Source organism: Nocardia iowensis, assembly GCF_019222765.1.
In the GTDB taxonomy this organism is placed as follows: Bacteria; Actinomycetota; Actinomycetes; order Mycobacteriales; family Mycobacteriaceae; genus Nocardia; species Nocardia iowensis.
The window spans coordinates 7,922,934-7,948,441 of sequence record NZ_CP078145.1; the positions used below are offsets into that span (position 1 = coordinate 7,922,934).

26 protein-coding genes and 1 tRNA gene are annotated in these 25,508 nt (G+C 66.5%); 13 read left to right on the forward strand and 14 right to left on the reverse strand.

Translation table 11 applies throughout. The annotated features are described in order from the left end of the window. Positions 1-268: 268 nt before the first annotated feature. From KV110_RS36580 to KV110_RS36610, 7 genes are all read left to right on the forward strand, one after another. A complete protein-coding gene (locus KV110_RS36580; RefSeq protein WP_218471693.1) occupies positions 269-1,396 on the forward strand; it encodes an FAD-dependent monooxygenase in 1,128 nt (375 codons plus the stop codon). Between the two features lie 53 nt (positions 1,397-1,449). Further along, positions 1,450-2,568, forward strand: coding sequence for an alpha/beta hydrolase family protein (locus tag KV110_RS36585; RefSeq protein WP_218471694.1), 1,119 nt, complete (start codon positions 1,450-1,452; stop codon positions 2,566-2,568). 21 nt (positions 2,569-2,589) lie between these two features. Continuing rightward, a complete protein-coding gene (locus KV110_RS36590; RefSeq protein WP_246634195.1) occupies positions 2,590-3,531 on the forward strand; it encodes a VOC family protein in 942 nt (313 codons plus the stop codon). Positions 3,532-3,663: 132 nt separating this feature from the next. Further along, a complete protein-coding gene (locus KV110_RS36595; protein ID WP_218471695.1) occupies positions 3,664-4,635 on the forward strand; it encodes a helix-turn-helix transcriptional regulator in 972 nt (323 codons plus the stop codon). A gap of 1,261 nt (positions 4,636-5,896) precedes the next feature. Continuing rightward, on the forward strand, positions 5,897-6,178 hold the full coding sequence (locus KV110_RS36600) for a hypothetical protein (RefSeq protein WP_218471696.1): 282 nt from the start codon (positions 5,897-5,899) through the stop codon (positions 6,176-6,178). A gap of 831 nt (positions 6,179-7,009) precedes the next feature. Then, positions 7,010-7,303: a tyrosine-type recombinase/integrase gene (locus tag KV110_RS36605; RefSeq protein ID WP_246634196.1), complete on the forward strand. Its 294-nt coding sequence runs from the start codon at positions 7,010-7,012 to the stop codon at positions 7,301-7,303. Positions 7,304-7,598: 295 nt separating this feature from the next. Continuing rightward, the gene (locus KV110_RS36610) at positions 7,599-7,925 is read left to right on the forward strand and encodes a hypothetical protein (RefSeq protein WP_218471697.1); all 327 of its coding nucleotides are present in this window, start codon (positions 7,599-7,601) and stop codon (positions 7,923-7,925) included. 384 nt (positions 7,926-8,309) lie between these two features. Here KV110_RS36610 and KV110_RS36615 read toward each other — a convergent pair whose 3' ends face one another. Continuing rightward, positions 8,310-8,711, reverse strand: a complete 402-nt coding sequence (locus KV110_RS36615) for a hypothetical protein (RefSeq protein WP_218471698.1) — start codon at positions 8,709-8,711, stop codon at positions 8,310-8,312. A 262-nt stretch (positions 8,712-8,973) separates the two neighbouring features. On the opposite strand from KV110_RS36615, the gene KV110_RS36620 reads away from it, so the two are divergent. Continuing rightward, positions 8,974-10,086, forward strand: a complete 1,113-nt coding sequence (locus KV110_RS36620) for a DNA alkylation repair protein (RefSeq protein ID WP_218471699.1) — start codon at positions 8,974-8,976, stop codon at positions 10,084-10,086. 137 nt (positions 10,087-10,223) lie between these two features. Here the strand turns inward: KV110_RS36620 and KV110_RS36625 are convergent, their stop codons facing one another. Both KV110_RS36625 and KV110_RS36630 read right to left on the reverse strand, forming a co-directional pair. Continuing rightward, entirely contained in the window at positions 10,224-10,601 is a 378-nt protein-coding gene (locus KV110_RS36625; protein WP_218471700.1) for a M24 family metallopeptidase, read from the reverse strand. A gap of 132 nt (positions 10,602-10,733) precedes the next feature. After that, positions 10,734-10,904 carry a hypothetical protein gene (locus tag KV110_RS36630; RefSeq protein ID WP_218471701.1) on the reverse strand — a complete coding sequence of 57 codons (171 nt, stop codon included), beginning with the start codon at positions 10,902-10,904 and terminating at the stop codon, positions 10,734-10,736. A gap of 224 nt (positions 10,905-11,128) precedes the next feature. Here KV110_RS36630 and KV110_RS36635 point away from each other — a divergent pair, with 224 nt between their 5' ends. Beyond that, the gene (locus tag KV110_RS36635; RefSeq protein ID WP_218471702.1) at positions 11,129-11,584 is read left to right on the forward strand and encodes a hypothetical protein; all 456 of its coding nucleotides are present in this window, start codon (positions 11,129-11,131) and stop codon (positions 11,582-11,584) included. A gap of 193 nt (positions 11,585-11,777) precedes the next feature. Here the strand turns inward: KV110_RS36635 and KV110_RS36640 are convergent. The 5 genes from KV110_RS36640 to KV110_RS36660 form a co-directional block, all read right to left on the reverse strand. Then, positions 11,778-11,850, reverse strand: a tRNA-Ala gene (locus tag KV110_RS36640). A gap of 104 nt (positions 11,851-11,954) precedes the next feature. Next, positions 11,955-13,160: a divisome protein SepX/GlpR gene (sepX, locus tag KV110_RS36645; RefSeq protein ID WP_218471703.1), complete on the reverse strand. Its 1,206-nt coding sequence runs from the start codon at positions 13,158-13,160 to the stop codon at positions 11,955-11,957. A 285-nt stretch (positions 13,161-13,445) separates the two neighbouring features. Next, the gene (locus KV110_RS36650; RefSeq protein WP_218471704.1) at positions 13,446-14,096 is read right to left on the reverse strand and encodes a GNAT family N-acetyltransferase; all 651 of its coding nucleotides are present in this window, start codon (positions 14,094-14,096) and stop codon (positions 13,446-13,448) included. A gap of 12 nt (positions 14,097-14,108) precedes the next feature. Further along, a complete protein-coding gene (glp, locus tag KV110_RS36655; RefSeq protein ID WP_218471705.1) occupies positions 14,109-15,368 on the reverse strand; it encodes a molybdotransferase-like divisome protein Glp in 1,260 nt (419 codons plus the stop codon). Positions 15,369-15,579: 211 nt separating this feature from the next. After that, on the reverse strand, positions 15,580-16,536 hold the full coding sequence (locus tag KV110_RS36660; RefSeq protein ID WP_218471706.1) for a UTP--glucose-1-phosphate uridylyltransferase: 957 nt from the start codon (positions 16,534-16,536) through the stop codon (positions 15,580-15,582). 79 nt (positions 16,537-16,615) lie between these two features. Between KV110_RS36660 and KV110_RS36665 the strand changes: the two genes are divergently transcribed. From KV110_RS36665 to mscL, 4 genes are all read left to right on the forward strand, one after another. Further along, entirely contained in the window at positions 16,616-17,212 is a 597-nt protein-coding gene (locus tag KV110_RS36665) for a 5-formyltetrahydrofolate cyclo-ligase (protein ID WP_246634198.1), read from the forward strand. A 69-nt stretch (positions 17,213-17,281) separates the two neighbouring features. After that, entirely contained in the window at positions 17,282-17,584 is a 303-nt protein-coding gene (locus KV110_RS36670; RefSeq protein WP_218471708.1) for an FmdB family zinc ribbon protein, read from the forward strand. Between the two features lie 88 nt (positions 17,585-17,672). Beyond that, the gene (locus KV110_RS36675; protein WP_218471709.1) at positions 17,673-18,332 is read left to right on the forward strand and encodes an SAF domain-containing protein; all 660 of its coding nucleotides are present in this window, start codon (positions 17,673-17,675) and stop codon (positions 18,330-18,332) included. Positions 18,333-18,455: 123 nt separating this feature from the next. Continuing rightward, the gene (mscL, locus tag KV110_RS36680) at positions 18,456-18,860 is read left to right on the forward strand and encodes a large conductance mechanosensitive channel protein MscL (RefSeq protein ID WP_218471710.1); all 405 of its coding nucleotides are present in this window, start codon (positions 18,456-18,458) and stop codon (positions 18,858-18,860) included. Positions 18,861-18,863: 3 nt separating this feature from the next. Here mscL and KV110_RS36685 read toward each other — a convergent pair whose 3' ends face one another. The 6 genes from KV110_RS36685 to KV110_RS36710 all read right to left on the reverse strand — a co-directional run bounded on the left by KV110_RS36685 (position 18,864) and on the right by KV110_RS36710 (position 25,508). Next, complete coding sequence (locus KV110_RS36685) at positions 18,864-19,526, reverse strand: MspA family porin (RefSeq protein ID WP_218471711.1); 663 nt, start codon at positions 19,524-19,526, stop codon at positions 18,864-18,866. A gap of 167 nt (positions 19,527-19,693) precedes the next feature. Continuing rightward, positions 19,694-20,362, reverse strand: a complete 669-nt coding sequence (locus KV110_RS36690; protein ID WP_218471712.1) for an MspA family porin — start codon at positions 20,360-20,362, stop codon at positions 19,694-19,696. Positions 20,363-20,433: 71 nt separating this feature from the next. Continuing rightward, positions 20,434-21,108, reverse strand: a complete 675-nt coding sequence (locus tag KV110_RS36695) for an MspA family porin (RefSeq protein ID WP_218479347.1) — start codon at positions 21,106-21,108, stop codon at positions 20,434-20,436. 698 nt (positions 21,109-21,806) lie between these two features. After that, complete coding sequence (locus KV110_RS36700; protein ID WP_218471713.1) at positions 21,807-22,301, reverse strand: MogA/MoaB family molybdenum cofactor biosynthesis protein; 495 nt, start codon at positions 22,299-22,301, stop codon at positions 21,807-21,809. An 80-nt stretch (positions 22,302-22,381) separates the two neighbouring features. Continuing rightward, on the reverse strand, positions 22,382-23,821 hold the full coding sequence (locus KV110_RS36705) for a S1C family serine protease (RefSeq protein WP_218471714.1): 1,440 nt from the start codon (positions 23,819-23,821) through the stop codon (positions 22,382-22,384). A gap of 202 nt (positions 23,822-24,023) precedes the next feature. Next, entirely contained in the window at positions 24,024-25,508 is a 1,485-nt protein-coding gene (locus KV110_RS36710; protein WP_218471715.1) for a sensor histidine kinase, read from the reverse strand.

A 25,508-nucleotide genomic window follows, 5' to 3' on the forward strand; every position in this document is an offset into this window, starting at 1 on the left:
GTGTCCGCCCAAGCGGGCAGCGATCGCACGCAGCGACCCACCCGCGGGGGTCGGTTTGCCGAATCCGGTCGGCTCGGTGTCGGCCGAAAGCGTGCCCTCGTTGCCGAGACTCATTGCCACCGATAGCAACTCGTCCCAGCGCTCGGAGGCGTCCGGTTGGTGCGAAAGAACCCGGTTGCCCGAAGTGGATGGTCGCCGCCAGATTCGGATAACGAGAGTGGCTGGCCGCTCCTATCGTTCCGATGAAATCGGCGCTCAGGAGTTGGGTATGAACGAGTTTCGCGGTAAGCGGTCGGCCATGATCGTGGGGGCGGGTGTCGCCGGGCTGACCGCGGCGGCTGCCCTGGCGCGCGCGGGCTGGCAGGTCGAGATCGCCGAAGCCAGTCGGGACCGTGCGACCGCTGGATGGGGGCTGTGCCTGACCGGTCCGTCGCTGCGTGCTCTGGATGCGCTGGGCTTGGCGGACGCGTGTCTGGCCGAGGGTTATGGGATGAGCGTGATCACCCATGTGGACGTCGACGGCATACCGAGCGACCGGGTGGAGCTGCCGCGGCTCATCGGCGCGCGGCGTCCGGCGATGGTCGGCATCGCTCGCCCGCAGCTGCACCGCATCTTGCACGCGGAGGCCGAGCGGTGCGGGGTGCTGGTACACCACGGCTTGACCGTCAATTCGATTGACCCGCAACAGGCTCTGGTCGACGTGCGCCTGTCGGACGGCACGGACCGACGGGTCGACCTGCTGGTGGGTGCGGACGGTATCCGCTCGTCGGTGCGGGGCTTGCTCGGCTTCGAGACGCCGGTCGACTACCTCGGGCAGATGGTGTGGCGGGCTCTGGTGCCGCGTCCGGCGTGGGCGACGGGTATTCACCAGTTCGCCGGGAAGGTCAACACGGCCGGCATCGTGCCCATCTCGGGTCGCCATGCCTATGTGTTCTTGACCGAGAACGGGGTGCAGCCGAACATGCTGCCCGAAGCCGAGCTCGCCTCGCGGCTGGCCGACCTGCTGGCGGTCTTCCCGGGCCGGGTGGAAGAACTCCGCGCGCTGGCATCCGCGTCCGACTCGATCGTTCGCCGACCGGTCCACACCGTTCTCCTGAGCGGCGCCTGGCACCGCGGAAACTGCGTCGTGATCGGCGATGCCGCACACGCACCGGCGCCACAGATGGCCAGCGGCGCGGCGCTGGCCATCGAGGACGGGCTCGTCCTGGCCGAGGAACTGAAACGCCACTCGACCGTCGAGCGCGGCGTCGAGGCGTTCGTCGCCCGGCGTGCACAGCGGTGCCGCACGCTCGTGCGGACCTCGGTGACAATCTCCGGCTTGGAACAGGCGCAACGCCACAGCGAGGCGTATCCGCTGGGTGATGCCTGCCATCGGCGGATGGCCGAGCCCGCGTAACCATCCCGCGCGCCGCCGCACCGGGCGTTCACATATCAGAAGGAGACACACAGGTGTCCGCTACAACCACCCGAACCCTGTCCGACGCCCAACAGTGGCTGCGCGAACACCTCGAGCAACGCAGGAACCCTTTCAACGCCATCGATCACGATGCCGCCGCGCGGCACATCGAAACGCTCCCCGGCATCGATCCCGAGTCCTGGGCCGGGCACTGGCTGGCCGGAGCGGAGGAATTCGCGAGCCGGGCGCGCGCGGCCGAGGCAAGCGACGATCGCGAGCAAGCGCTGGAGAACTGGTGGCAGGCATACCAATTCGCGTTCCTGGGCCGCTATCCCTCGCCCCTGCACCCGGCCAAGCTGCACGCATACGACCTGGCCGTGGAGTACTTCGGGCGGATGTCCGCGCTGGAGCACACACCTGTCCAGCACGTCGAGTTGACCTTCGACGGGCGTGCCGGAGACGGCGATGCGCTGCGGTTCTTCGTGGCACGCCCGCCCGGAGCGGCGGTGCGACCGCCGGTAGTCCTGATGTGGGGCGGGATCGATGTATGGAAGGAGGAAACCTACGCGCGCGGCCGGATGCTCCGCGAACGCGGGTTCGCGACGCTACACATCGACAAACCGGGGGTGGGGCAGTCGCCGGTGCAGGCGGGCCGCGACGCCGAGCGGCAATGGGATCCCGTCTTCGCCTGGCTGCGCGGGCAGCCGGACCTCAACTCCGAAAAGGTTGCGGCGCTCGGCCTTTCATTCGGGGGTTACTGGGCGATGAAGCTCGCCCACACCCATCGCGAACAGCTGGCCGCCGCCGTCAACTGGGGCGGCGGCATCCATCTGACGTTCCAGCCCGAATGGCAGGAGCGCAGCCGCAATGCCTCGTCCTACCTGATGGACCTCATGCCGGCGCGGGCGCGCATCTTCGGCGGCAACAGCTTCGAAGACTACGTCGCCCGCTGCCCGGAGCTGTCCCTGCTCGACCAAGGGGTGCTGGACCAACCGTCGTGCCCGCTGCTGCTGGTCAACGGCAAGGACGATCGGCAAAACGCCTCGGCGGACCTGTATTTGGCGCTCGAGCACGGCAGCCCCAAGGCCGCGCGGATGTTCCCCGGCGGTCATATGGGCCGAGGTCCCGTGCTCGAAACCGTCGTCGACTGGCTGACCGAGCGACTCAATTAACCGACTCATCGAGGAGTACCCGTGCGCACCAATAGCTTGATAACCCATCTGCGGCACGTCGATATCGCGATGCCGAACTTCGCCGAGCAGCGGCGGTTCTATACCGAGACATGGGGTTTGACGGAGACCGCCCACGACACCGGGGTCGCGTTTCTGGCGGCCGAAGGGTCTCCGGAACAGTACGTGGTTCGCCTACGCGAGGACGCCGAAAAGCGCACCGATTTAATCGCTTTCGGCGCGGCCGCAGCCGCCGATGTCGACGCCCTGACCGAGCAGCTGATCGCGCAGGGCGTGCGGCTGGTGCACGAACCGAAACTGCTGGATACTCCCGGGGGCGGCTACGCGGTCCGCTTCTTCGACAACGAGGGGCGCGTCGTAGAGGTCTCCGCCGATGTCACCCCGCGGCGCCACCGCAGGATCGAGGCCCGCGAGCCCGTTCCGGTCCGGCTGTCTCACGTGCTTATGAACTCGCCCACACCTGAGGCGACGGTGCGCTGGTACATCAAGCACCTGGGGCTCCGCCTTTCGGACACCATGTGCCTGGGCACCAGCCACGAGATCATGTGGTTCCTGCGGTGCAACAACTTCCACCACAGCTTCGGCATCGTGCGCGGACCGCATGCGGCGTTCCACCATGCATCTTTCGAGATGCGTGGCATCGATGAGTACATGCGGGGGACGGGACGGATGCGCCGCCTGGGTATCGAGCGCCTGTGGGGGCCGGGCCGGCACCGGGCCGGTGACAACTCCTTCAGTTACTACCTGGACCGGGCCGGTAACACCGTGGAATACACCACCGAGCTGGAGATCTTGGACGAGGACACCTGGCATCCGCACCTCTACGACCTGCGCGACCCGGCCAACGCGGATCAGTGGGGCACGGCCGACGAGATGAACGAGTTCATCGCCGCCAAGTCCCACAACGACATCGACCGCGGGCTGTTCGTCGCTCCACCGATTTGATCGTGTTCGTACTGCTGGACGCCAAGCCGCTGGTCGACTCGGCGTCCGGCCATGCGGTGACATACTGACACCAGCGCCACCCGCCACGCGACGCGGAAAACCGTGGCGGCCGGTGCAAGGGAGGTGAACGCCGTGACGGCGCCGCTGCACAACTTCCTCCTCACCAAGTCGCAGAACCCGGTCGATCTGCTCAACGCGGCCACCCGGCTGTTCGGCGGCTCGATCGCCACCTCACCCTTGGACGGGCTGCGCCACGGCGACCATGAGCTGCGCGGCGTCAGCGCCCACGACTTCGCGGCCGGCTACTTTGCCTCGCCACTCGATGTGCGCGTGGTCTCGGGGGTCGGCCGCCGGTCCTATTTCGTCAATATCGGTGTGGCAGGCACGATCGCGGCGACCAGGGGGAGCCTGCGGGCGACCCTCGACCCGGCGACGGCGGGCATCATCAACCCCGGAGACACCCAGGAGCTGCGGCCACTCGGCGACGGAACGCGGTTTCTGGGGCTGCGGATCGACGCCGCTCTGGTCGATCAAGAATTCACCGCGCTGACCGGGCACCCGCCCGTGTCGACAGTGCGTTTCGATTTCGCCCTCGACCTGGCCGAACCCAAGGGACGCGCCGTGCGGCTACTGGTGCGTTCCCTGGTGGAACAGCTCGATTCGGATGACCCGTTGTTCCAGCGCGCGGAGCTACTGCGCAGCCAGCTCCGATGCATCGTCACCGCCCTGCTGCTGGCCCAGCCACATTCGCACACCGATGAACTGCGTGACGGTCCGCAGCCCGGCTACCCGCGCTCCTTGCGCGCAGCCCTCGCGTTCATCGACGCGAACCTCACCGAGCACATCGGCCTCGGAGACATCGCCGCGGCCGCAGCCTGCAGCCCGCGGACCCTCACTTCCGCATTCCGCGACCGCCTCGGCCTGTCACCGATGTCCTACATCCGCAACCTCCGGCTCGAGCGGATCCGCGCCGACATCCTCGGCTCCACCGACCAGGTCGGCACGATCGCCTATCGGTGGGGCATAACCCATCTGGGTCGCTTCGCCCGCGAATATCGCGACCGGTTCGGAGAGTTGCCCTCCGACACCGCGGTGCGCAGATAACGGGCTTCCCGCCGCGCTCATCTCCCGCCCAGTAGTGATCCAGAAGCATTGCGGCGCAGTCCTTGCGGGGGATCGGCTCGGTAGGCTCTGGGCGGGCACAGATTCGCGGAGTCGAACCTGAGCGGTAGGCGGATTCGACTGGAGGTCCGGGGCGCGGCGCCTCGAGTGAACGCATCAAAGTTGCGGCACATTATCTTTCGCGAATCTGACCATGTGCCTGCCCGGTCGCGACGCGACGGTCAGTACCTGGCGTACGGGAAACAGGAATCGGGCGATGCGACGGCGCGGCCACCTACCCTCGAAGTATGCAAGGGCGCTACATCTACAAACACAGCCGCGTCGACAGCAACGGTCACGATGAAATTCAGGCGCATCTAGATGAATGGAGCAACGCCGGCTGGCACCTCCTCACAGTGACACGCGATCCCATTGGCCAGACACAACATTTCTATTGGCGAGCAGTGACTCACTAGCGTGCCTGCGATCTGCTGGACAACTGGCGAGATCGGTCGGTGAGACCACCCGCGCCGGGAGGGTACAGCCCGGCTCAATGTGGCCGAATCCACCTGTTGCAGTTGCAGGTCGGCTCGGGCCCGGGCTGCGTGGCTCAGCCGCCAGAACGACCGCTATCGAAAACGCCAACACCGAAGAAGAATACGACCAGGCCAACGGCCAGTGGGACGATCAGACGCTGGACTGCTCCTGATCTGACGCTGGCAACCCACCCCCTGGCCTTGCAGCCGAGCCCGGTCCGTCCTTCGGATCGGGCTCGACTCGTACCCAGGGGTCGTCATGTCTCCTGGAACTCTTCAGTCCTTGGGCGCCCGGCCTTTACCGAACGGTCCTTCATCCCGGTTACGCACCAGGGTGCCGCCCCGAGCGCAGCGGAGGGCGCCCCCATTACCCGCAGACGCAGACGTCCAGGAGACCGTCCGATCCGACTGGTGATGGCAGGAATACATGCAGATCATCTAACTGAACGTATTGAACACCAACGGCTTTCATCGCAATGACAGACGCCAGTCCAGCTCGACCCGGACCGGATCGGCCGGTCGACCTCTACGGACGGGAGACGCTATGCGTCGTAGCCGGATACTGGTGGCAGCTGTCGCCGCCTCGGTACTGAGTATCAGAGCCGCCGAGGTCGCGTGCCTCTTCTGGCCCAGCGCTGTTCGCACGAACCATCCGACGACCCGTCCGTGACGAACTAAATCCGGGCTGGTACCAGCCCGCACAGAGCGTGCAAAGGAGGAGTTCGCCCATGTCTATCGTCGGTTCAATAGGTCGCCGGGTGACTGTCGGCGCAATTGCGGTAGCAGTCGCGACCGGTTTCGCCGTGGGTACGGCACCCACCGCAGCCGCCGCCGTGAAGGCCGAGGACATCGTGAAGTGCGCGGAGGAAGCCGATGACTTCGCCAAGTTCAAAGACTGCCTGAAGGAGAAGAAGAAGGAGGAGGAGGAGAAGAAGCCAGAGCCGAAGCCAGAGCCGAAGCCAGAGGAGGACTCGGACAATGGGGGGGACGACGATGGGGGTGTGCACTAGCCGGAGCCGGAGTGGCAGCTGGACTAAGGAGCCGGGGAACGGAACAAGCCAGGGCGGCGAATGAGCCTGCTGGACGTCGATATACCCGGTTAATTTGCTTCAACCGAGCCTTAACGCGAGCTGCCCTCCAGATTCGTCTGGGGGGCATCTTTCGCATTCAGGAATCATTGCAGGCGTTGCCGGTGGCGGTGTCGGCTTGAGTCCAGGGCGTCAGCGGTCGCGTGTCGGTCCTCGGTCACGGCCTTGGGTTTGCCCGGTACCGCCCCGCTCGACACCAGGTGCGTAGCCGGGTTGCGTTCCACTGCGGCAGTCGGCGGTTGGGCTTGGCCTAACGCGAGAACACGGCGTTCGGTGGTCGCCGAGAATATCGAGGCCAGGGGACGGACAGGCGGCTCTCGCGACATCACCGTCGAGGAGCTGTGTGCCATGCTGGCGGCCGTACGCAGCTCCGATGCTCCGTGCCCTCGAAAACTGTCGCGGGCAGAACGGAATCGGAAGAAGCCAGTGGCCTCCTACACGCCCCGACTGTGGCGGAATTCTGTGAACGGCTCGATCTCGCGGACTGGATAACGATGCTTGCGGGCACCGGATTGCGACGCAGCCAGGTACTGGGCTGTTGTGGTCCGACATCGATCTGAAAGCGCGAACGCTGCGCACGAGCGGAAAGGTCGTTCGGGTCAAGGGCAAAGGTCTCGTACGAGTCGAGAACGAAGACGATCCGGAGAACCGCAAGGGAGCGTTGGCCTTGCCTGAGTTCGTCGTGGAGATGCTGAACAGCGGCGCAAGAACCTGGCGGCACGGAAACTTGCATCTCCGCCGACCGAGGAAGCGGTGCTCGATCTGGTGTTTCTTTCGACCGTGTGGACGCTGCGTGATCCTCAGAACGTCGGGCATGAATGGCAGCGGGTTCGCGACGCGTTGGGCATTCCGGACGATGTGACGGCGCACAGTTTCCGAGGCGCGGTGGCGACGATTCTCGATGACGCTGGCTCGTCGGCACGCGTGACGGCGGATGTCCTGATGCACGTCGACCCCGCGATGACCCAGCGCCACTACATGGCACATGGTCGGGTTCACCGGGCAGCTGCTGCAGCCCTCGACAAGGCAGTGGGCGGTCAGAGGTGACCAGAGCCGAATTAGTTGGGACTTAGTTGGAAGATCCACCAACGCGAAGGAAGTCCGGAAACCAAAAATCCCAGCCTGAGAGAGGTTGGTAGAGGATTTGTAGCCCACTCGCTCGCCGTTCGCTCGCAGCTGGGGTTAGGACCGTAACTACAACGCGCAGATCGGCGCACCGGTCCGCCCGTACGGCGCAAGCCGAAAGTGGAACGGCTCAGGCGGCTGGGATACTGGTCGGCGCAGCAATCGGTTTGCCGGAACGGCGGAAGGCTGTTCATGCGAAGCGGCGCCGGATTCGCCCTTGTACCGCAAGGGAATTCAATCCTCACCCGCCGGGACCTTCGAAGCCGACGCGCAGTCGGCCAAGCTGCCTGCGGTGACCTGGCTGATGCCGCCGGAGATCGCGGGCGAGCATCCCGACTGGCGGCGCCGCACCTTCGGCGATCTCACCTCCGCGCTGCGCCTCGCCCAGCCGCCTGCCTCGAAACCGATCGGTTTCCCTGGCGTGGACGCCGAGGTCACGCGGGCTGACGCGACCGACAAACTGCCCAAGCCGGTCGTGCCTGCCGCGCCCCAATCCGAACCCGCACAGGAGCCCGGCACGAAACCGCACATCGGCCCGCACTGAACCGGACTATCCGGTCGTCCAGGTTTCCCGACAGCCGACGTTGTTCGGTCCACAGAGTGCCCGCCGCTGTCAGCGGGTCCCGATAGTAGCCGCGCAAAACCAACGAGGTTCCGGTAGTCACTGGTCGAGCGGGTTTCCTGATTTTGGCTGCGGGGCTGGGTGTTTGATGCTTAGCGGGTGTGCCGATGAGGGCCGGGCGACGGTGGCGTCCCAAGGAGCGGCGTTCCACAGCACCACGGCGGTGAAGACGCCGCCGCGCTCGGGCCCGATTGCCCGCCTGCGCCGGGCACACCACGGCCCAGTAAGGCGATCGCACCGACCCCGAGCACCAATACCTCATTCGCCGCGAGCGCGACCGTACTCAGAAATGGCGGTGATGTTGCTTCAGTCGACCAGGGATTCGTGCAGTGCCTGCCAGAGGAATCGAGGCGAGGTCGGCTGGGTGGTCAGCACGGCGGTCGTCCAGCGATCGCTGCGCTTCCCGTCGAAGTGATGGCGTTCCATACAGCGAATCACCCTGACGTCGCCCTCGCTGAACAGCACCTCGAAGTCGGTGATCTGGATCTCGAGGCCGGGCCGGGAATTGCGCGCCTGCCGTAGCAGGGCCAGCAGCTCGGATTGGCTGACTCGGACACGGTCTATGCTCACCATCGAGAACGTCTCGGCCTGGGTCGCGGCGAGGCGGTCGAGGATCTCCGGGTCCGCGTCGGTCCCGAACCAGGTCGCCAGCAACTGGTTCGCGGCGACGACTTCGGCCTCCAGGTTTGACGCATCGGTATTCGGCATGCCGACACACTATCCAGGCGGGGTGACAACTTCTGCTCAGAGCAGCCTGCGATCTCGGCTACCGCGTCCTCGGATGAGCTACAGGTCGCGTCCCCGATTCGTGGGTGCGAGTGATCCTGCGGCAGACTCGAATCCATGGTGCGCAGGTCGAGATTCACGCAGTTCACGAACGAGCAGTGGGAACGCATCGAAGCTCTCCTGCCATCGAGCCTAGAGGAGCGAGTGGCCCAGGCCCTCGACCTCGCCAGCGGATGGCGTTGAGATGGCCGACTTCAAAGAAGAACTGTCACCGGAGCTCATCGCGCGCCTCGCACGCGAACTCGCCGGCGCCTCGGCCTCGTTCGACCGGACCGCGTTCGAGCAGCTCGCAGGCACCGGCATCGGTGAACTCGAGCTGAAAGCTCGTATGGACAGGATCGCCGGTGCCCTCTCCGCGACGATGCCGGCGTCCCGGGAAGAAGCCGATCAGCTGATCCGCGCTGCCCTCGACAACGGGGGCCTCGAGGGGTGGGCTTCCATGCCCGTCAACGCCTACGTTGCCTCAGCGATGCTGGATCGGCCAGACATCGCGCTCCCGCTACTTGCCGCACTCACTCCCCGCTACACCGCCGAGTTCGCCATCCGCCCATTCCTCGACGCCCACTATCACCTCACGATGGACTACCTCAGGTCGTGGACCACTGACCCGGACGAACATGTGCGGCGGCTCGTCTCGGAGGGCACGCGGCCGCGGCTGCCCTGGGCGCCACGACTGTCCCGATTCGTCGCCGATCCCACTCCCGTGCTGGGGCTGCTGGAGGCTCTGGTCAACGACGACTCCTCCTACGTACGCCGTTCAGTGGCGAACCATCTCAACGATATCAGCAAAGACCACCCCGACCTCGCCCTCGACACCGCCACGCGATGGTCCCTCAGCACCACACAGGGCGATTTCGTCGTGCGCCACGGCCTGCGAACCCTCGTCAAGCGAGGGCACCCGGCCGCTCTTGCAGTTCTCGGGTTCGATCACAGCGCCCCGATCGAAATCGCGAACCTCGCCTGCTCACCTTCCACCATCTCCATCGGAGACACGACAACGCTCACGTTCACACTGCGCGCCGCCAACTCAACCAAAGCGGCGATCGATTACCTGGTCCACTACCAAGGATTCCGCGGTCCCAAAGCGGGCAAAGTGTTCAAGCTGACCGTCCGGGACCTCCCCGCAGGCCAAGCGGTCCCCTTCTCACGCCAACACCGATTCGGGCACCTCGCGATCCGCACGATCCATCCCGGCCCACACCGCATCGAGGTCCAAGCCAACGGACGCATCCTCGGTGCCACCGAGGTCGAGATAACCGCTGATCAGCCACCAGAAGCCTCAGCCCGAGTCGTCTGAGCTGAACAGAGACGCACACACGCGGGCCCCCTGCACACCGACCTCTCCCGGTCCAGAACCCGATTACCCGAATACCGGTCCCTGCCAGTCCGGCGCCCTGTTACGCCCGATGGTGCAACGCCGATGTGTTCGCGGGGTTATGGCGCAATGATGATCCGCCGCTGAGACAGATCGTCGAGCCGTTGCTGGATCGGCAACTGCTCCGGCAGCAGGTCCCGCAGTTCACTGAGGAACGTCTGAGCCTTGCTGAGTTCGGCGTTCGCACCGACGCTGACGGTGTAGGCGACATCGCCGGTGTAGCCGTCGACGATCGGCGAGCAGTCCAGAATGGCCACATCGCCCGCCCGTAGGGTCAAGCCGTCTCCTCTGGCTGGGCCCCATTCGGCATCGGGCGCCAGCGTGCGTTCGGCGAAGGCGGCGATCGGTTTGTGCAGCCATGTTTTCACGCCGTGATCGCGCAAGTATCCGGCCATCCATTGTTGGGCCCGGCCTTCGGTCCTGCTGCAGAAAGCCATCAACGGCTACGCCAAACTCGGCTACCTCAACACCCAAACCGAATTCGACGGCGAACTCTTCAACAGCATCCGACTCGACCCTGTGCGTGCACCGTTGGCGCGCACCGCGTGGAAGCTCTACGCCACCGGCGGCTACACCGTCGAACGACTCGAAGCGGCAATGGCCGATCGCGGATTGACCAGCCGAGCCCGCGGCAACTGCCCGAACGCCCCGTCGAAGCCCGCCAACTGCACCGCATGCTCGCCGACCTCTACTACACCGGATTCGTGGTCCACAAGAACCAGATCTACCCTGGTCGCCACGAACCCGCCTCTACGAACGGACACAGGACGTCCGAAACTTCCGCAGCAAAGCCGGCAGTGCGACCGCGTCTTCATGCACTACCTCGAGGGCGGCCTCTTCTGCCGTCGATGCCACCGCGACCACGGCCGGATATCGCGGCTGATTTACACCGAAGCACGCAGCCACACTGGCCGCATCTACGAATACTTCGTATGCCGCAGCCGCCAGGAAGGTATCTGCGACTTTGCCGCATCTGCCGGTCGCTCTCATCGAAGAACCCATCGTCGGCCGCTACACGACGCTTCGCCTGCCGCCAGATTTCGCCAGCGATGTCAACACCCTGCTCGAATCGACACTGGCCGACGAGCAAGGCACTATCCATGCCAGCCACGCCAGCCTCGAGGCACGTCTTGCCGAACTCGACGGGCAGGAGGAAGGACTTCTCGACCTCTCCGCCGATGGCACACTGCCTCAAGCCAAGATCAAAGTCCGACTCCAACGCATCCAGGCCCATCGCGCCACGACAAAAGCAGCGGTCTCCTCCGTAACTGCGGAGCTAGCAGCCGGTACAGGCGTGCTGCATGAAGCCCTGGGCGTACTGTCCAACCCCCACGCGATGCACCGCGACGCGGACGGCAACACCCGCCGCTTGATGAATCACACCTTCTACGAACGCTTCTACGTAGACGACCTGACCTAGACAGGCTCTACGCATCGTCGACCGAGGCGGCACAGGACGCGCACCGACATCGGCTCCACCCTCAAGCAATGCCCAGGCACGAAACAGCGATGGAGAACATAGGAAGAAGATTTGACCATCTCGGTCGGTCAACGCTGGTCCCTTATCCGAACTCGTGCCGGTATGGTCACGGGTTCGGATAAGGGACACTAGGTGGAGCTAAGGGGAATCGAACCCCTGACCTTCTCGATGCGAACGAGACGCGCTACCAACTGCGCTATAGCCCCGTGCGGCTCCGGGGAACCGCGCTGTGTCACTCTAGCAAAGGATGTTGCGAGACTCCGAATCGGGCGGGTGAGCTGGGGTTATCGGGAGTTACGCTGGTGTGGTTCTACTCGCCTGCCGCGCGGCGCATGTCGCCGCCGCCGGTGCGGTCGCGCAGGGCGCGGGCGGTGGCGGGGTCGAAGGGGTCGAGGTGGTCGAACATGGGGTCTTCGTCGTCGACTTCGAGGAGGGCGGAGCGGCGGCGGAGGGCGCGGGCGGTGTCGCGGTCCATGCTGGCGCGGGTGGCCTGGGAGGGGCGTGGGCCGTGGTGGTGTTCGCCGAGTTGATCGGCGCGGCTGAGGCGGGCGGCGCGGCGGCGGCGGATGTCTTCTTCGATGCGTACTTGCCGGCGCAGGTAGGTCAGGTAGCCGACGAGCACGACGCAGGCCAGACCACAGCCCCACCAGAATTGGGGTGTCATGGCGACGGCGAGGCCGCCGCACAGTAGGGCGGCGAGGACGAGACCGAGGACGGCGCGCTGACGGAAGGTGTAGCGGGCGGCGCGGGCGATGGCGTCGGCCTCGGGGTCATAGCCGCCGCGGCCGCGCCGGGTCGGAACGTAATCGAGGTCGTCGGAATCGGATTCGTAGTCGTCGCAGTCACGATGCGCGGCGGGCTCGTCGTCGTAGTCGTCGTCGGCGACGCGCGCGGGCGCGGTGGAGCGCGCGGGGGGTATCCGGGCTGCTGCCGGTTCGGTGCGCTCTTCGCCCACCTCGTCATCATCGACCGCGTCGTCGTTTCGCGCAGCGACTTCGTTGTCCGCGTTGTCGGAATCGATGTCTTCCGCTCCCGCACTTACCGATTCGTTATCGGACGCTTCTACCGCGTCATCGAGTTCGGCACCATCTGGTCCGGCGTCGTCGAATTCAGCGTCAGCGAGTTCAGCATCAGCGAGTTCGGCGTCAGCGAGTTCGGCGTCGGCGAGTTCGGCGTCAGCGATGTCGGGATCGGGGTGGGATGCCGCGGATTCGGCGATCGCGGTCATGTCACCTTCGGTAACGGGGTCGTCGGCCGGTGTTGTCATCCGGTCCTCCGCATCATCGCTGTGGGAATACTTTCTCTGTGCGCGGCGTGGCCGCCAGTTGGGGTCGGTTTCGTGGCCTGCGGCCGGTCCACTCCTGGTGCGCCGCTTGGAATCTCCACGGTGCAGCACGCGCGTCGCGAGGGCGGCGTCGGTGGTCCGCCGGATCCTCGGGTGCCGGTCGGCGAGGATCGGGAACAGGACGAAGACCCAGAGCACGACCAGTCCGATCCACAGGATCGAATTCGGCATCGCGGTCAGCACCTCCGTCCCGGCCTGGATTGGTCCGTTCGGCCGGCGAGCGGTGCGTAGCACGCCCCGCGTCCGCCCGGCGTTCATCCGCCGGTGCGGCGTGCACGCCGGTCGCCTCGCAGGCTCCCTGCCGGGGGCGCAAGACGCACCTCCGACGTCCGTAGGTTAATTCCGTGACGCGTCGAGATACGGCAGGCGCGCCGTGCACATCTGCCACACCTGTCACAAAGCCACCAATTCTGCCGCGCGTCGAATGCGCCGGGCGTGTCCGGATTGCACGAGTAACTACAGCGGGGTGGCCCGGCCCTCGCGAATCAGCCGGTCGACGACCGTGCCCATGAGCTCCTCGACGGTGATGCCGACCAGCAGATGATCGCGCCATGCGCCGTCCACGTCGAGGTAGCGGCGCAGCATGCCTTCCTCCCGGAAGCCCACATTGCGCAGCACCGCTTGGCTCGCCAGGTTTTCCGGCCGCACCGTCGCCTCGACCCGGTGCAGGCCGACCGGCCCGAAGCAGTGGTCGAGACCGAGCGCCAGCGCCGCGGTCGCGACACCCTGGCCGCTGAGGTCCTTGGCCACCCAGTAACCGATCCAGCCCGAACGCAACGCACCGCGCACGATATTGCCGACGGTCAACTGCCCGCTGAACGCGCCGTCCACCTCGATCACCAACGGAATCATCGCGCCCCGCCGGGCTTCGGCCTTCAGACTCGACCACAGCGACGGCCAGTTGGACGCGTGATTGCGCGCCTCCCACGCGCCGCGGCCGGTGGGCTCCCACGGCTCCAGATGCTCCCTGTCCCGCAGCCGGATTCGGCTCCACGCGGCGGCGTCGCGCAGGCGCACCGGACGCAGGGTCACCTGCCCGGCCGCGACCCGGACCGGACCGAGCCGCGCGGGCCATCCCGGATGCTGGGTCACCCGGAACACGCTCATCGCCTCCACGCCTCAGCCGCGCTGGGCGAGGAAGGCAACCCGGACCTCGTCACCGGTGCGGATCTCGGTGTCGTCGGGGTCTATCACGATCAGGCTGTTGGCCTCGGCCAAGGTGGCGAGCAGGTGCGACGACGCGCCCGCGCCACCGCCGAGTGGTTGCACCAGGTAGTCGCCGGTGGCCTCGTCACGCATGAGTTGCGCGCGCAGGTAGCCCTTGCGACCGGCCATCGAACTGATCGGGGTGATGGTCCGCGCCATGATGATCCGTCGCATGGGATGTCTGCGCCCCAAGGCGATTCGGATGAGCGGGCGCACCATCACCTCGAACACCACCAGCGCGCCGACCGGGTTGGACGGCAGCAGGAAGGTGGGCACTTCGTCGCGGCCGAGCCGACCGAAGCCCTGGACCGACCCGGGATGCATGGCTACCCGGGCGATTTCGAGCTCGCCGAGCCCCTCCAGTGCCTCCCTGACCTGATCGGAGGCCCAGCCGCCCACCGCGCCGGCGATGACGACGACCTCGGAGCGCACCAGCTGTCCCTCGACCACGTCGCGCAGCCTGCGCGGATCCGCGCTCACGATGCCGACCCGGTTCACGTCCGCGCCCGCGTCCCTGGCGGCCGCGGCGAGGGCGTAGGAGTTCACGTCATAGACCTGGCCGGGCCCGGGGGTGCGATCGATGTCGATGAGTTCGCCGCCGACCGAGATCACCGACAACCGCGGCCGCGGATGCACGAGCACTTTGTCTTGACCGACCGCGGCTAGTAGTCCCACCTGGGCCGCGCCGATGATGGTGCCCGCGCGCACCGCGACATCACCTGGCTGTACGTCGTCGCCGATGCGCCGCACGTAGTCGCCGGAGCGGACCGGTTCGTAGATCTTGATCTTCGCGCGGCCGCCGTCGGTGAAGTCCAGGGGCAGCACGGCATCGGCGAGTGTCGGCAGCGGAGCGCCGGTGTCGACCCGGACGGTCTGGCGCGGTTGCAGCCGGATCGGCTGGCGCGAACCGGCGATCACCTCGCCGACCACCGGCAGTGTCAGATCGACCAGTTCGTCGTTCTCGTTGCGAATGTCGGTGCCCGCGGCGGCCACATCGACGCTGCGCACCGCGTAGCCGTCGATCGCCGCCTGGTCGAATCCGGGCAACGGTCGTTCGGTGACGACGTCCTCGGCACACAGCAGGCCCTGGGCCTCGGATATCGCGACCCGGACCGGCCGAGGCGCGACCGCCGCGGCGGTCACCTTGATCTGCTGATCCTCAACCGAGCGCATCCAGCCCTTCCTGATCTCTTCGCACACCACCGATCGCACCGCGCGATTCCACTCCGGCACAACCGGTTAGGCGCACGCCAGTGTTCCATCGGCGGTGCTCGCTGCCCCTTCGTGGTTACGCAAGCTACCGCCTCCGGGTCTGACGCTCACCCCGCGCGGTGAACCATCATTCGTACCCGACGGTCCACTATCGGCGAAACCGACGCCCGCCTCAGTCGTAGGCAGTCAACTGCGGATCCCAGTCGGGACCGAGCCGATGCTGCAGCCACTCCCGCAGGGCAGGGCCGTATTCGTCGCGTTCCAAAGCGAAATCGACCGCAGCACGAAGATAGCCGCCCGGGTTGCCCAAATCGTGGCGCGACCCACGGTGCACCACCACATGAACCGGATGACCCTCGGCGATGAGCAACGCGATGGCGTCGGTGAGTTGCAATTCGCCGCCCGCGCCGGGCTCGATTCGGCGCAGCGCGTCGAAAATGGCGCGGTCCAACAGATATCGACCGGCGGCGGCGAAGGTGGACGGCGCATCGGCGAGCGCGGGCTTCTCCACCATGCCCTTGACCCGCAGCACATTCGGATTCACCGCGTCCGGCACCGGCGCCACGTCGAACACGCCGTAGGCGCTGACCTCGTCCTTGGGGACATCGATGGCGCACAGCACGGTGCCGCCGCGCTTGCGCCGGACCCGGCTCATCACGTCGAGCACGCCCGAAGGCAGCACCAGATCGTCCGGCAGCAGTACGGCGATGGCGTCTTCGTCGTCGTCGAGGGCGGCTTCGGCCTGGGCGACCGCGTGGCCGAGGCCGAGCGGTTCGTCCTGCACCACCGAGGTGACATCGAGCAGGCCGGGCGCCTTGCGCACCTTCTCCAGCAGTTTGAATTTGCCGCGCTCGGCGAGGGTGCTCTCCAGCACGAGGTCCTCGATGAAGTGCGCGACCACACCGTCCTTGCCCGGCGAGGTGACAATGACCAACCGCTCGGCGCCCGAGTCGGCGGCCTCGGTGGCGACCAGTTCGATGCCGGGGGTGTCCACCACCGGGAGGAGTTCCTTGGGCACCGTCTTGGTCGCGGGCAGGAATCGCGTTCCGAGCCCGGCTGCGGGCACCACGGCCGTGCGGAAGCACGAGACCAGCGTGGCGTCGCCGGGTTGTCCGGCCTTTGCTGTCATGCGCATACCCTATCCATCGTCACAGCCCCTGACTCGGCGTCGAGCCGACCGGGATTCCGGCCAGCCTATGGTGATCGACATGGAGATGCCCGGTGAGCGCGATAAACATGCATGGCGCACCGAAATTCTTGCTCGACGGGCAGCGATGACACCCGAGGAGCACGCGGCGGACGCCGTGGCCCTGGTCGCGGCCGCCCGTGCGCTGGAAGCCGGCGGGTGGGTCTGCGCGTACGTGCCGGTGCGCGGCGAACCGGGGTCGACGCAGGTGCTGGACGCGTTGCGGCAGGCGGGTGCCCGCGTGCTCGTTCCGGTCACCGGGCCGCCGGGGCCGCTGAACTGGACCGAATACACCGGCCGGGCAAGTCTGCGGCGAGCCAGGTTCGGCCTGCTAGAGCCCACCGGCGAGCCGCTGCCCACCAAGGCGGTCGGCTGGGCCGAGCTGATCCTGGTTCCTGCGCTCGCGGTGGACCGGCGCGGTGTCCGACTCGGGCGCGGCGCGGGATACTACGACCGGACGCTGGCCGCGGCCAGGCCGGACGCGCGGCTGGTCGCGGTGGTCCGGGACGATGAGCTGGTCGACCGCCTGCCCGAGGAACCGCACGACCTGCGAATGGGCTGGGCACTCACGCCACGCGGCGGGTTGCATCGGCTTGTCGAAGATCACGTCGCGGAATGAACGGTAGATTGGCAACGTTGGCACTGTCGGCTGTAGAGTGCCAGATGACGAAAACTTGCGGAGGATGCTGTGCCAACTTACTCGTATGCGTGCACCCAGTGTGACAACCGCTTCGACATCGTTCAGTCCTTCTCCGACGATGCGCTGAGCGTCTGCCCGGAATGCTCCGGAAAGCTGCGCAAGCTGTTCAACTCGGTCGGCATCGTGTTCAAGGGCAGCGGCTTCTACCGCACCGATAGCCGCGGCGGCTCGTCCACCGCGAGCGAGCCCGCGAAGTCCGACGGCGGCGCGAAGGAATCGAGTTCGTCGAGCTCGGATTCCAGCTCGTCCAACGGCAGCAGCGCGGCCGCCAGCACCGCTGTGGCCAGCTGATTCGCCGAGTTATCCGCAGCCTCTTCGTTATCCACAGCTAACCCTTTTCCGCCATCCGCGGGTGTGATCACGGCCATAGGATCCGGCCATGACTCGATCATTCGCCGATCTCGGCCGCGGCGGCGGCTTCCACTTCGGGACGTGGCAGCGACCGCCATGGGCAGATACCGTGCTGGCGCGGCGGCTGCTCGCCGCGGGCCTGGTAGCGCTGGCGGCGATCCTGTTCCTGCGTGGTGATCCCGGCGCGCAACGATCCACGGTGGTCATCGCCGGACGTGATCTGGCGCCGGGCCACGTCCTCGACGCGGGCGATCTACGCTCGGCTCCCCACGAATCCGCCACACTGCCCGATGGCGTCGTGCGTGATCCGTCGGACGTGATCGGTGCGACGTTGACCGGGGCGATGCGCGGCGGCGAGGTATTCACCGACATCCGCGTCGTCGGACCCCGGCTGGCCGCGGTCGCGACCGGCGCGCGCGATGCGCGAATCGTGCCGATCCGGCTCGCCGACACCGCCGTCGCCGAAATCCTGCGCGCGGGTGACCGCGTCGACGTGATCGGCGGGGAGGAGCAAGGCTCACGGCCCGCCCGGACGCTGGCGACCGACGCCGCGGTGGTGCTGGTGTCCAGCCCCGGCGACGGACGCGGCACCAAGGAACGGGTGGTGCTGGTGGCGATGGACGCCGAACACGCGGCAGTGGTCGCGGCCGCGTCACTGCACACCGCGCTCACCGTTGTCTTCCATTGAGTTGTCCGCACATTTGCCATCACGGCCAACTAGCATCGGGCGTACCGGAAGACCGCCGAGCACCACCTGTCAGCTCCACACTAGCGCTTGCCACTCCGCCAGCTCCGGAGGGAGATATCGGCAATGCTCAAGGGTTTCAAGGATTTTCTATTCCGCGGAAACGTTGTCGACCTGGCGGTGGCGGTGGTCATCGGTACCGCGTTCGTCGCGATCGTCACCGCGTTCACCAATGGCATCGTCAACCCGATCCTGGCCGTCTTCGGCGGCAGCGATGAGCTGGGTCTCGGTTTTCGGCTCGTAGCCGACAAAGCGGCGACCTTCGTCCAGGTCGGTCCGATCATCACCGCCGCGATCAACTTCGTGATCGTCGCCGCGGTGTTGTACTTCGTGCTCGTGCTGCCCGCCATGCACGTGAAGAAGCGGTTCAGTCCGGAAGCTGCCGAGCTCAGCGATGCGGAGGTGCTGATCCAGATCCGCGACCTGCTGGCCGAGGGCCAGCGCAGCGCGGGCGGTAAGCACGAGTCCTGAGTTTCAGATCGTAAAAGGCTCTCCCCACAACGTCATCCAGGTGACGACCTGGTCGGTCTCGACGCTGAGACTGACGAACGCGCGCGCCTGCGCGGGTCCGCCGCAGCCGGTCAGGTCGATGGTCTCGTCGGCCCAACTGACCGAGCCATGGTTGCCTTCGAATTGATTGCGCGTTTCGTGCACCGCGCTTCCGAAATCGTCGCCTTGCTCCAAATCCAGCACGTAGAACGACTTCATCTGACCGGGTCCGAGCGACAGATTGCCACCGATGGCGGTACCGGCGTTCGGCTCGATCGCATTCCCACTCCAGTCCAAACCACCGGCGGCACCGCCGCCTGCGATGTCCACCTCACAGCCCACGGTGTAACCCGGAAAGATCGAGCCGCCTTTGCCCTCGGGCGTGCCGGACAATTCGACCTGTGCCGTACCGGATACCCATACACTGCGGTGCTCCGGAGTGGCGCCCACGGACAGGTTGATGTCGGCTGATTCGTCGACCAGCTCTATCGTCACCACCGTGCCGTCCGCCAACGTCTTGTGCGTCTCGCCACCGGGCAGCGGGATGAAGATATCGGCATCGGCCGCGCCGGTCGAGAACAGGCCCAGCGCGACAGCGGCGGCGGCCCCGAGTCCGGCCTGCCGCGTCAGTTTCTTTCGGTTGATCATGGTTGTCGACCCCTAGCGGAACGAATTCTCAACAGCGAGTGGAGATTTGACGCCCCTGCCGGGATGCCTTCGGGGGTGGCAGGGACATCGGCGGCAGGTGGGAACAACAAACGGGCCCGTCGCGGTGGCGACGGGCCCGCTTATCTTGTGCGAGTTGATATTTGGTGTCAGCCGAGGCTGAAGGGCTGGCCCCACAGCGTCACGTGGGACATGACGTTGTCGGTCTCGACCTTGACCTTGACGAACGAGCGCGCCTGCGCGTAACCGCCGCAGCCTGCCAGGCCGATGGTGGAATCGGCCCAGGTCACCGAGCCGTTGGTGCCCTTGAACGTGATCTGGGTGGAGTGATCTTCGTTCCCGTAGTCATCGGCCAGCTCGCGATCGAGCAGGTAGAACGCCTTCGCCTGGCCGGGGCCGAGGCTCAGACTGCCGCCGCCCTCCACGCCGACACTGCCGCTCTTGCCGTCCCAGTTGCCGCTACCTTCGACGCCGGCCGTAGCGCCGCCGCCTTCGATGTTGACCTGGCAGCCGACCACATAGCCCGGACGGATCTTGCCGCCCGTGGCACCCGAACCGGACACCTCGACCCGCGCCGAACCGGACACCCACGCGTTGCGGTGCACCGGAGTCGAGCCCATGGACGGGTTGATGTTGGCCGACTCGTTGACCAGGCGAACGGTCACCACGGTGCCGTCGGACAACGTCTTGGTGATCTCGCCACCGGGCAGCGGCACGAAGGTGTCCGCGTTCGCGGCACCGGTGGAGAACAGGCCCAAAGCGACGGTCGCGGCGGCACAGACACCGGCTGCCCGCGCCACATTCTTACGGTTGATCATGTGTAATTCCCTCAGGGGTTGAGTTCGTTTCAGCGAGAAGAGTGTTCAACAATTCGACAGTCGGACAGTCGTCAGCCAATGCTGAACGGCATCCCGTAGAGGGTGGTCTTCGAGTAGTTGTCACCGATGATCTCGACCACGGTGTAGGAGCGGGCCTGGGCGTAGCCCGCGCAACCCTGGATCTCCATCTCGAAATCCTGGTACTCCACGGAGTAGGTACCCGGCTTGGTGATGTCCTTCAGTTCGACCTGCACGAACTTCACGTCACCCGGGCCCAGGTTGATGCCGAACTTGCCACCGAGGCCGCCCTTGGTGAGATCGGCGCTGGCGGAAAGACCGAGACCGATCGCGTCATCGGCGATGCTGATCTGGCAGCCGATGATGTAGCCCGTGTTGAGCTGGGACGCACCGTGCGTCGAGGAGTTGTTGGTGCCGGGGTTGTTGGTCGCGCCGTTCCAGGGACCGACCTTGCCTTCCGGGGTCTCGGTGACATCGGCCGAGGCGTTGCCGGAAACCCAGACAACGCGGCCCGCGCCGTTGGCGGCGAGCGACGGCGACACGAGGGCATGCTCCCCGGTACGGGTAATGGTCACGCCCGGGCCGACCTTCTGGCCGTCCGGCAACGGCACAAAAACGTCAGCATTGGCAGCGCCGGTCGAAAGCAGGCCCATGGCCACGGCCGCGGCAGCGCCGACGCCCGCGACGCGGGCACCGCGGCGCAGACCGTTGGTGCGGTTCTCGCTCATACTTCCCCTCATCAGGTTAAAACAGTCAGCCTCGACCATCGAGGCTGGACAGTGGTCCTCGCAGGCCCAGCTCAGTTTGTCGCCCCATTGTTGCCGGTATGTAACCAGCAATTCAGTTCGGCGCGACGCTCCGGCTGGCGACCGGAACCGAGCCAGGTTCCGCCGGGCCGACGCGTACGTGCCGTACCCGGGCCGGTGAAGTCCAGTGTGGGTGGCTCGTGGCGAACATTAAACGCTAGGTAACGGCACTGCAACGCGAGCTTTCATAAAGATCAATGTGATGTAGGTCACAGTCGAACACATGCAAATAACGCTCGACATGCATAAATGCATTGGTGGAGACAGTCCGAGCGGCTGATCGATGCCGGTGAAGTCACCAAAGCGCCAAGTGCTGAATACGGGACAAGGCCGTAAGAATATCGTCAGAGTTTCGTCGAAAGTAAACAATCACGAGGAGATTACGGCGAGCCAACTTCTCAATACGCAGTTACTACGTAGATAAGGGCGTCAACCGTGGTGCGGCGGCTTCTGCGCGCGCAGCCAATCATCGGCGGCGGACTCGTCTGCCGAGTCGTCTCCGCGTTCGTCGCTCGTAGTGTCTGGGAGGGCGTCGCCGAAGATTTCGGCGAGACGCGCCGCATCCCTCGCCCGGCGAGCTGCCGGACGAGGGATGTCGTCGGAGGGGCCGGAGACCGTAATTATTCGACCAATCCGGAGAGTTCGCCGATCACTTTGCTGGCCAACGGACCGAGGGTCGCCATGCCATCGCGTACCGCGGCCCGGGTGCCGGGCAGGTTGACCACCAGCGTGCTGCCGGAAACACCGGCGACACCGCGGGACAGACCGGCGTCGAGCGAGCCGGCCACCCGGCCGGACGAGCGCAGGGCCTCGCTGATGCCGGGCAACTCGCGGTCGAGCACCTGGGAGGTGGCCTCGGGGGTGACGTCACGCGGGGACATGCCGGTGCCGCCGACCGAGATGACCAGATCGACACCGCCGATCACCGCGGTGTTCAGCGCGTTGCGGATCTCGACCTCGTCGGCCTGTACCGACACCGATGCGTCCACGAGGAAGCCTGCCTCGGTGAGCAACTCGGTGACCAGCGGGCCGAGCGAGTCAACACCTCCATGCGCCGTTCGATCATCGACGACCACCACCAGAGCACGCCCCGCCACCGGAGCATCGATTTCCATGGTGCTCACCGTAGCGCTTGTGCCGAGAACGTCAGCGGCCGTATCGAGCAGCGGCGTCAAGCCACCCTGGAGCACCCGCATCATCGGCCACCGTCCGCCGGTGCGCCGGTGAGGGTCACCTCGACGGTCTTGGGGTTGTTGCCTTGCTCATCGGTGTAGGTGACCTTCACTTTGTCTCCTGGTTGGTGCGAGCGAACGGCGGCGACCAGTGCGTCGCCGGTGTTGATGCTGCGGTCGTTCAGCTTGGTGACGACCGCGCCCGCGGGGATGCCCGCCTTCGCGGCGGGGCCGTCGGGAGTGACTTCCAGCACCCTGGCGCCATTGATCGAGTCCAACGCCTGGATCTTGACGCCGATCTGCGCGTAGGTGGCATGCCCGGTTTTGATGAGCTCGTCGGCGACGCGACGGGCCTGGTCGACCGGAATGGCGAAACCGAGGCCGATCGATCCGCTCTGCTGGCCTGCTCCCGGCTCCCCGGCGCCGAGGCTGGCGATCGCGGTATTGATGCCGATCAGCTTGCCGTTGCCATCGACGAGCGCGCCACCGGAATTGCCGGGGTTGATCGCGGCGTCGGTCTGAATGGCGTCGATCACCGGGTTGGCGCCCGCGGGGTTCTGCGGGCCCTGGCCCTGGGTCGACACCGGGCGGTTCAGCGCGGAGACGATGCCGGTGGTGACGGTCCCGGCGAGGCCGAGCGGCGATCCGATCGCGACGACCGGCTGGCCGACCTGCAGGTTGTCCGAGCTGCCCAGCTCGATCGGGGTCAGACCGCTCTTGCCGGAGACCTTGATGACGGCCAGATCGGAGACCGGGTCGGCACCGACGATGGTCGCGGGCGCGGAGCTGCCGTCGGAGAACACGACCTCCATCTTGGCGCTCGGGCCACCGCCTGCGGCCACGTGATTATTGGTCAGGATGAGGCCGTCGGAAGACAGCACCACCCCGGAGCCCTCGCCCTCGGCGCGGCTGCTGGCCACCTTGATCATCACCACGCTGGGCAGCACCTTCTGTGCCACCGCCTGGGTCGAGCCCGCTGGTGCGTTGGAGACCGTGTTGACATTGGGTTTCGGTTGGTCGAGTGCATTGGTAATCGGCGCGCGCCCGTTGTCCGAGTGGGTGGCCAGCGCGCCGACCGCGCCGCCGACGCCACCGCTGACCAAGGCCAGCGCGACCGCTCCCATGACAAGACCGGTGCGGACCGGGCGCTTGGCCGGTGCCTGCTGCGCGCCACCGAACTCCGGGCCGGGATAGCCCGCCCCGTGCGGCGGCTGCGGGTCGAAGTGCGGTGCGCCGTAGTCCGGGCCGGGGAACGGCTGGGTGTGCTGATGCGGCGGCGGGTAGTGCCCCGCCGGATGCTGTCCCCCCAGGGGCCCGTAGCCCTGCGGTGCGTAGGCGGCGTCCGCCCCGTATGGCGTGCCAACGGGACCCGCCGGTGCGGCCGGGATCTGGTCGGCCGGCTTGGACAGGTCCGATGCGGCGTTCGCCGGCTCGTCCCGCCGGTCCTTCGAATCCTCGGTCATGGACTCCTCGTTTCTCCTCAGCGTCTGCCGACCAGCTTGACGACGACGACTGAGAGCGGACTGAGACCGTGCTTGCAATTGTCCGAGACTGCGTACCCACTCCGAGCGGACTACCGACCGCTCCCCCAGCCATACGATACGGCTCCGGCCTCCGCCGCGCGCGCCGTCGAATTCACCGGATCCGATTCCATCGAACGCTCCGTCATTCGGTCGTCGGCGCGCCCGGCTCCCCTGGTAGGACGATGCGCACCAACGTGCCGCCGCGCGGTGAGGTATCGATGGCGATGGTGCCGCCGTGCTTGGTCACCACCTGTTTCACGATGGAGAGGCCGAGTCCGGAGCCGGGCATGGAGCGCGACGCCGTCGTCCGGTAGAACCGCTCGAACACCAACTCCCGTTCGGCGGGCGGTATTCCGGGTCCCGCGTCGTCGACCGTCAATTCGAGCAGGCCGGGACCGGTTTCGTGCATGCTGATCCAGACCTGCGCGCCGGTTGGGCTCCACTTCGCGGCGTTGTCGAGGACATTGAGAATCGCCCGCTCCAGCCCGGCTTCGTGGCCGTAGATGAACCAGGGTCGCAACCCGGCGACGAACTCGATGCCACTGCGTCGGCGCCTGGCCCGCTCCAGCGCGCGCTCGGCCACCTCACCGAGGTCGACCCGGTCGTAGACGGTCTCGGGCGCGTCTTCGCGCGCCAGGTCGACCAGATCGCCGACCAGCGTGGACAATTCCTCGATCTGCGCCATCACGTCCGCGCGCAGCTCGACCATGTCCTCGTCCGGGATGCTCGGTGCGCCCGGTCGGCTCGACGCGATCAGCAATTCCATGTTGGTGCGCAATGAGGTGAGCGGGGTGCGCAATTCGTGTCCCGCGTCGGCCACCAATCGGCGTTGCCGGTCCCGTGATTCGGTGAGCGCGCGCAGCATGGTGTTGAAACTCTCGGTGAGCCTGGCCAATTCGTCGTCGCCGGTCACCGGGATGGGCGTCAGGTCGTCGGTGCGCGCCACCCGCTCGGTCGCCGCGGTCAGCCGCGCGATCGGCCGCAATCCGGTGCGGCCCACCGCGGTGCCCGCCGCCGCGGCCAGCACGACCCCGCAGCCGCCGACGACGAACAGCAGCCAGGCCAACCGGTCCAGCACCTCCCTGGTCGGTTGCAGCCGCTGCGAAATGACCAGCGTGACACCCGAATCGGTACGCCGAGCCAGGACCCGCTGGTTCTCGACGGTGCGCAACGATGAAGGCTGCTCGCCGCGGGCTACCGCCAGTTCTTCGGAAGCGATGGGCGGCCGGGTCGGTTGCGGCGGTACGTACGCCGGGATGGGGTTCACGGGTGCGCCGGGTGGGATCGGATAGATGATTCCCACCCCGATGTCGTTGGAGAACAACGTCGCCAGGCTCAGTGTCTGGAAGGTCATGTTGTCGATGTCGCCGTTGATCATCGTCGCGGACCTGGTGTGCAACTGCGCGTCGACATCGCCGTACAACGCGCGCGCCACCATCGCGTAGGCCGCGATCGAGGTCACGGCGACCGCGATGGCCACGACCGACGCGGCCAGCAAGGTCACCCGCCAACGCAACGAGACCGAGCGGGTGAGCGGAATGGGTGGCCGCATTTCGGCCGGGTCGGGCGGGCGCTGTTGCTGTCCCAGCCCGGCGACGACGGGTCGCTTCGGAACGGTTCTCGGCAT